Here is a 4,250-nt window from a genome sequence, read left to right on the forward strand (position 1 = left end):
ACCGCTGGCGGCCAAGGCGGCGTTGGACCGCGCCCGGCTCGGCGAGGTCGGGGCGCTCGCGCCGATCGCCGGGATACTGGTCGCGCTGGCGGTGGCCCGATTCGCCGCGACCTACGGACGGCGGTGGCTCGCGGGACGGCTGGCGCTGGACGTACAACACGAGGTGCGGGTGGACCTGCTCACCGCACTGCACCGCTACGACGGGCCGCGGCAGGACCGGTTGCGCACGGGCCAGGTGGTGTCGCGATCGATCAGCGATCTGCAATTGGTGCAGGGACTGCTCGCGATGGCGCCGCTGTCCGCGGCGTCGCTGCTGATCTTCGCCTTCGCCGCGGTGGCCATGCTGGTGCTGTCGCCACCGCTGGCCCTGGTGTCGCTGCTGACCGTGCCGGTGCTGGCGCTGGTGGTGTACCGGGTGCGGCCGCGGCTGCACGCCGCCACCTGGTCGGCGCAGCAGCGCGCGGCCGATCTGGCCCAGCACGTCGAGGAGACCGTCACCGGCGTCCGGGTGGTGAAGGGCTTCGGCCAGGAATCGCGAATGGTGCGGATTCTGGAGGAGCACGGGCGGCGGCTCTACGCCCACCGGATGCGCGCGGCCCGCATCGACTCCCGGTTCGCGCCGACGGTGTCGGCGATTCCTCAGGCCGGGCTGGTGATCGTGATCGCGCTCGGCGGCACGCTGGCGCTGCACGCGGCGATCGGCGTCGGCACCTTCCTGGCCTTCGCGACCTACGTGACCATGATGGCGTCGAGCACCCGCATCCTGTCGAACGTCCTGGTCATGGCACAGCTGACCCGGGCCGCGGCCGAACGCGTCTATCAGGTCGTCGACGAGGCGCCGGAGAGCATCGACCCACGCGACCCGCAACCGCTGCCGGAGGGTCCGCTCGGCCTGCACATCCGGGGCCTCACCTTCGGATTCGAGCCCGGCCGCCCGGTCCTGCACGATCTCGATCTCACCGTGCGTCCCGGCGAGACGGTGGCGGTGATCGGACCTGCCGGTTCCGGGAAATCGACGCTGACACTGCTGTTGCCGCGCTTCCATACGCCCGAGGCGGGCCGGATCAGCCTCTTCGGGGCCGGACCGGACCAGGATCCGGAGACCGCCGGGATCGATATCGCGCGGGTGCGGGCCGCCGATCTACGCGCCGCGATCGGCGTCGTCTTCGACGAGCCGTTCCTGTTCTCCGACACCATCTCCGCCAATATCGCACTCGGTAAACCGGATGCCGATCCCGAGGAGATCCGGACGGCCGCGCGGATGGCCGCGGCCGACGAATTCATCCGCGCGCTGCCGGACGGCTACGACACCGTCGTCGGCGAGCGCGGCCTCACGCTCTCGGGCGGCCAGCGGCAACGCCTGGCCCTGGCGCGCGCCCTGCTCGCCGACCCGCGCATCCTCGTCCTGGACGACGCCACCTCCGCGGTGGACGCCGTCACCGAGGCCGCGATCTTCGACGCGCTGCCCGCCCACGGCCGCACCACGCTGATCCTCGCGCACCGCGAATCGACCCTGGCCCACGCGGATCGCGTCATCCGCCTGCCCGCACCGGGCGGACGTACGGCGGATCGGAGCGACAACGTCGAGGTCGAACCCGGCGACGTGGTCGAGCCCGGCCCTGGGGCGTCGACCGCCTCGGACCGCACCGAATACGCCTCGGCCCACGCCGACGGCGCCATCTTCGCACCCGCTGTCGAGCTGCCTGCGCACGACGGCGTGGGTCTCTCCGGCCCGCCCTCGGTCACACCTGCCCCTACGTCGGGCGCCAGCGGTACGCAGCGCCCGGACCGGCCCGCGCATCCCGCCGCGACGCCGCATTCCGAAGACGTTGTCGCCGTGGCTGATTCGGACCCCGAACCGGATGCGCCGCCCGAGATGCGGGCCGCCCTCGCGAGTCTGTCCCCGGCGACCGAACAACCGGAACTCGACGATCGCGAACTGGAACAGCCGGACCCCAAATTCCGGCTGGTGCGATTGCTGCGGCCGGTGCGCTGGCTGCTGGCGGCCGTGATCGCGCTGCTGGCCGTGGACGCGGGCATCTCGGTGGCGTTCCCCGCGCTCACCCGATTCGCGCTCGACGACGGCGTCGGACAGCATCGCGGCGCCGTGCTGGCGGTCGCGGCCCTCGCCGGGGTGGGTTTGGTGCTCCTGAGCTGGGTGGACGAGGCGGTGGGAACCCGGCTCTCCGCACGCGGCGGCGAGCGGGTGCTGTACGGGCTGCGGGTGCGCAGCTATGCCCACCTGCAACGACTCGGCCTGGACTATTACGAGCGCGAACTGTCCGGCCGGATCATGACGCGGATGACGACCGATATCGACGCGCTGTCGACCTTCCTGCAGACCGGGCTGAGCACCGCCCTCATCAGCCTGGTCACGGTCGCGGGCATCGTGATCGCGCTCCTGGTGATCGACGCCGCCCTGGCCGTGGTGGTCTTCGTGGCGCTGCCGCCACTGCTCGTGGCGACCCTGTTCTTCCGCCGTGTCTCGGCGTCGGCGTATTCGGCCTCGCGGGAACGGGTGGCCACGGTCAACGCCGACTTCCAGGAGAACGTGGCGGGCCTGCGCGCGACCCAGGCCTACCGCCACGAGGCCGAGGCCGCCCGCCGGTTCACCGACTACTCCGATCGGTACCGCCGGGCCCGGTTGCGGGCCCAGCGCGCCATCGCGCTGTATTTCGCGTTCGTGCTGGCCTGGGCGGATCTGGCGCAGGCGGCGGTGGTGTACCTGGGTGCCCGTGAGGTGGCACACGGCACCACGACCGCCGGCACCCTGGTCGCCTTCGTGCTCTACCTGAGCCTGCTGTTCGGGCCGATCACCCAGCTTTCCCAGGTCTTCGACGGCTATCAGCAGGCCCGGGTCGGGTTGCGGCGCATCGAAACACTGCTGCACACCCCGTCCTCGATCGCTCCCGATCCGGCCGACGCGGTCGAGATCGCGGGCGGGCTGCGCGGTGAGGTGCGCTTCGACGGCGTCACTTTCCGCTATCCCGACGCCAGAACACCCGCGCTGGAAGATGTTTCCCTGCACATTCCGGCCGGCTCGACCCTCGCGCTGGTGGGTGAGACCGGGGCGGGCAAGTCGACGGTGGTCAAACTGCTGGCGCGTCTCTACGACCTTCCTCGCTCGCATCCGAACGGAGACGGAGCCGCTGCGGCGGCCCACTCCGGATCCATTCGCGTCGACGAGATCGATATCCGGGACTACCGGCTCGCGCAGTTCCGTGCCCGGCTCGGTGTGGTTCCTCAGGAAGCTCACCTGTTCACCGGCGACGTCGCCAGCAACATTGCATTCGGGAAACCTTGTGCCACATCGGCGGACATCGCCCGGGCCGCCGCGGCGGTCGGCGCGCTCGAGATGATCGAGACACTGCCGCGGGGTATGACCCAGCCGATCGGTGAGGGCGGGCGCGGGCTCTCGGCGGGCCAGCGCCAGCTGATCGCGCTGGCGCGTGCGGAACTGGTCGATCCGGATCTGCTGTTGCTCGACGAGGCCACCGCGGTCCTCGATCCGGCCAACGAGGAGAAGGTGCTGGTAGCGAGCAGATCGCTGGCACGCGGGCGCACCACGGTGATCGTCGCGCATCGTTTGGCGACCGCCGCGCGCGCCGATCGGATCGCGGTCGTCGCGCACGGGCGGATCGTGGAATTCGGCGCGCACGCGCAATTACTGGCGGAGCGCGGAATCTATAACCGACTCTGGGAGGCAGCCGATTCCGACGAAGGAATATTCTCGACACGGGACGAGTCGTCACCTATGAGGCTGGGTCTGTCCGGGGGTCGTTAACCGGACAGTGGCGCTGCGGTGCGCCTGTGCATGGCCGCGCTGGGGCACGCTGTCACGGCTGGGCCTATCCTCAGAAAGGGCGCATCGGCGCACATCGTGCCGATCGACCCGTGCCGGGCACGTCACAAACGTCGCAGCGCGAAGAACGAAATGAGGCGAACACCTGCTGTGAGCAGCTCAACATCCCAGTTCGGACAGAACCAGTGGCTCGTCGACGAGATGTACCAGAAGTACAAGCAAGATCCGTCGTCGGTCGATGAGAGCTGGCATGAGTTCCTCGCCGACTACACACCGGAATCGCCGGGTGAGACAGGTAACAGCAGTCCCGCCGCGTCCGCGCCGACCGCCGCCCCCAGCGCGCCGGCCACTCCGGCTCCGGCCAAGCCGAACGCATCCAACTCCGCGCCGAGGACCGCCCCCACCCCGGCGCCCGCCCCGGCTCCGGCGCCGGCGCCCCCCGCACCTG

The 4,250-nt window shown here is 70.6% G+C and carries 2 protein-coding genes; one reads left to right on the plus strand and one right to left on the minus strand.

Annotated features, from left to right (window positions below):
- Positions 1–3,784: ABC transporter ATP-binding protein (locus AC5592_RS34265; protein ID WP_063066579.1), on the plus strand; the 3,784-nt coding region annotated here is incomplete at its 5' end.
- A gap of 284 nt (positions 3,785–4,068) precedes the next feature.
- On the opposite strand, the gene AC5592_RS34270 is transcribed toward AC5592_RS34265, so the two are convergent.
- Positions 4,069–4,250 (minus strand): hypothetical protein (locus tag AC5592_RS34270; protein WP_371507567.1); only part of this gene is annotated, 182 nt, incomplete at its 5' end.

This window comes from Nocardia violaceofusca NBRC 14427 (assembly GCF_963869435.1).
Classification (GTDB): Bacteria; Actinomycetota; Actinomycetes; order Mycobacteriales; family Mycobacteriaceae; genus Nocardia; species Nocardia aobensis.